At 27.6% G+C, this 3,134-nt stretch carries 3 protein-coding genes; all 3 read right to left on the minus strand.

Annotated elements, in window-relative coordinates; genetic code table 11:
• Window positions 1–232, minus strand: a 232-nt coding sequence (locus tag IM532_RS13490) for a helix-turn-helix domain-containing protein (protein WP_194182911.1), incomplete at its 3' end; no start/stop codon positions are given.
• A gap of 261 nt (window positions 233–493) precedes the next feature.
• Complete coding sequence (locus IM532_RS13495; RefSeq protein WP_228063736.1) at window positions 494–2,197, minus strand: ATP-dependent nuclease; 1,704 nt, start codon at window positions 2,195–2,197, stop codon at window positions 494–496.
• A 221-nt stretch (window positions 2,198–2,418) separates the two neighbouring features.
• Window positions 2,419–2,895, minus strand: a complete 477-nt coding sequence (locus IM532_RS13500; protein ID WP_194184021.1) for a hypothetical protein — start codon at window positions 2,893–2,895, stop codon at window positions 2,419–2,421.
• Between the last annotated feature and the right edge of the window lie 239 nt (window positions 2,896–3,134).

Raw genomic sequence — 3,134 nt, forward strand, 5'->3', positions numbered from 1 at the left:
GGCGTAAAATTTTGCTTCTTCCATAGTTTTTATTCATCGAAATTTCAAAGGCAATTTGATGTGAAATAAAAGCATCATAACACCTTTTTTTGAACTTATTTACTTCTCTTGAGATAGTACTTTTGTTACGATTTAATAAAACAGCAATGGATGAAATGGAAAGTTTTTGATCTAAATATTTCTCAATTTTAAATCGTTCTTGTTGAGATAATCTTGTATAATTTTGGCTCATAACAACACTAAATTAATAATTTATAGTGTTGCATTAGTTTTCTGAACCCGCGATCATATTGCCGATAACGTTTCGGGGCTTGGCGTCAGTGGCGGAAATTGAAGCGAAAAGTTTCAATTTAGCGACACAGTAAGCAAAAGCCAATTAATTGAATAAATTTAAGAAAAAAGTCAATATAATTGGCTTCTTGCGTAATAGAAAGCCTAAACTTTATTTTATGACTTAACCCGCCATTTCGCAAAACCGATGTTACACGCAGTACTATAATGTATTAATTCTTTCTAATGTTGATTCTAAGTTTCTAAGTGTTTCTTTACTCAATTTTGAAAAGAATTCATTTTGTAAATCTTTATAGTCATAATATAAAAAGCTCATTGCTCGTTTGAGATCATCTGATTTTGTTAATTCTAAGAGCTTTTTTTGATCGATTTTACACATAAAGTCTTCTAAAACAAAATCATCTGTAGAATCTTTATAGAAATGGAAGTGATTAGCAATAGAATCACCAAATTCTTTTTTATAATTTTTTTCAGCGCTTTTACCAGCTTTATCATTGTCAAGTAATAATAAGAAATTATCACTAAAAGCAATTGTCACTGATAATAGGGTAGTTGATTGACTCGCACCAGAACTTGGGATAATCTTTACATTATTTTTTATTAGTTTGGTATGTTTATGTAACATTCCGAAAAAATAAAAGTCAGTTATACCTTCTGTTATTATTATTTTACCAATAAAATCATTCGTGAAATTCAAATTTAATGCTTGGTAAATTGGTGATAATGCACCTCTATCATTTTTTGTTTTATATTCACCGAAATTTTTCAAACTAGCCACAGAATCTTTTTTTTCAGCTATCTTAATACTGCCTAATTTAATTAATTCTGGATTCAATAAATATTGAGAATGAGTACAATAAATTATTGTGTTTTTTGAAGATACTGTGTGTAATTCTTTTAATAATTCACTTTGTGCGGACGAATGTAAATATGAACCAGGTTCGTCTAATAGAAAAAGAGAATTTTCAGATTTACCCTTGTAATTTGGATTAAATTTTAATTTAATCATATAGTTGAAAAACCATTGAAATCCTTTACTTCTTTCTGAAATATCAAAAGTTCTTTTTTTATCTTGATTAGATTTATCTTTAACTTTAAAGCTAAATTTATTTCCTTCATTAGAAATAACTAGTTCTAATTTTTCACTATCATCTGCTAACTTAGTTCCGCTCTTTTTTATTCTTTTCCACTCATTGATAATTTCCTTGTTTAATGTATCTTCTACATCTGAAAGAATATCTTCTTTTGTATCTTTATTAGTTACTTTTAAATAAGAAATAAGTGGCGATTCATTATCTTCGAAATCTTCTGTATCAGCGCGTTTAAAAATTTCTTCGATTATCTCCTGCCAATCTCTATCTTTACTTCGTCCAAGTTTTTTATTTGTAATGTAATCGGTTGGAAAATTAATTTCTTCAGGTACTCTATCAGCAAAATCATCAAAATACAATATATACGGAAGTTTCTGTAATGTGAATCTTTTAAATTTTTCAAGAACCTTCTCATTCAAACTATCAATTTCTAATGAATACTCTTTAGTTTCTGTTGATAAATTTCTATTAAGTTTAAATATAGTTTCTTTAGTGAACGAATTAATGATTTTATAATCTACGGAATCTGTACTTAATTTTAAATACTCTATTAGTTCTTTTAATTCAGATTTATCAAAATTGAAATGAGCACTTATGGTACAAGTTTTTTCATTAATGTGATATTTGTTTTTAAAATCTAAATGTTCTCCATTATTATATTTGTCACGAGTGCAATCGAAAGCTAAAATTGCTTTAAGAATTGATGTTTTACCAGCTTCATTTATTCCAATAATTGGATTTATAGAATAATTTAAATTAAAATCAATTTCCTCAATAGCTCTATATTTTTTAATAGAGAACTTTTGTATTTTCATATGTAGATAGTTTTTGGTGTATTGCGTGTAACGAGCCGAGTATTTGCGAAGAACGGGGAAGAATTTGAACGAAGTTCAAGTTCGTCCGTTCAAGCAAATTGCTTGGCTAAAACTAAATTAGATTAAAGTTTTTAGAAAAGCAATTTTGCGAGCGGAAAATTATGGCAAAAAAGTTTGCCTTCAGCCCGTTTTTTTGCTAAATACAATGTTAGCAGATGTATTTAATATTCATGGATATATAGATATGTTTTTCTACTTTTTGAATCGCTCCAAATATAATATACACTTAATACACTATGTTCTTTAAAGTCTTTTTTATAATAAATTTGATTTGTATTTTCATTTGGTAATTTTAACCATTTCGGATTATGAGTATTCTTTTTAATAAATTCACTGATTTGATTAAATTCAGAACTGTTTTTAAAAGCAATTTTTAGTTCTTGATCTTTGCTAATTATTTTTTTTATTACATCAAAGCTATAAGTGAAATACATCCAGTACATTACTGTGTCATAATATACTGAATTTTTAACTTTGATTTCTTCAATTGAATTAGGAGGATTAAAATGAAATAAATCTTCGAAAGCAGAACTTAATTCTTCTCTATTTTCAGATTCGTATGAACCACCACAACTTTTTAAAGTTATTAGGATTGTAATGAGTCCAAAAATGTAGATGATTTTTTTAAGTTGTTTCATTAAATATTTCTGCTAACGAGCCGAGTATTTGCGAAGAACGGGAGAGAAATTGAACGAAGTTCAAGTTCTTCCGTTCAAGCAAATTGCTCTTTTCTAAAACTAATTTAGGCTTAAGTTTTAAGAAAAGCAATTTTGCGAGTGGAAAAAGATGGGATGACAGTTTACTTTCAGCCCGTTTTTTGCAAATAGTATGTTACCTGCAGTGCTTTTTAATCTTCAATTTTCTGATATTCAAGTTC

This window comes from Faecalibacter rhinopitheci (genome assembly GCF_015234135.1).
Lineage (GTDB): Bacteria > Bacteroidota > Bacteroidia > Flavobacteriales > Weeksellaceae > Empedobacter > Empedobacter rhinopitheci.

What these genes read in the sequence shown, in the direction of transcription:
- IM532_RS13495 (WP_228063736.1), bottom strand. Translation starts at nt 2,197, where the DNA reads ATGAAAATACAAAAGTTCTCTATTAAAAAATATAGAGCTATTGAGGAA.
- IM532_RS13500 (WP_194184021.1), bottom strand. Translation starts at nt 2,895, where the DNA reads ATGAAACAACTTAAAAAAATCATCTACATTTTTGGACTCATTACAATC.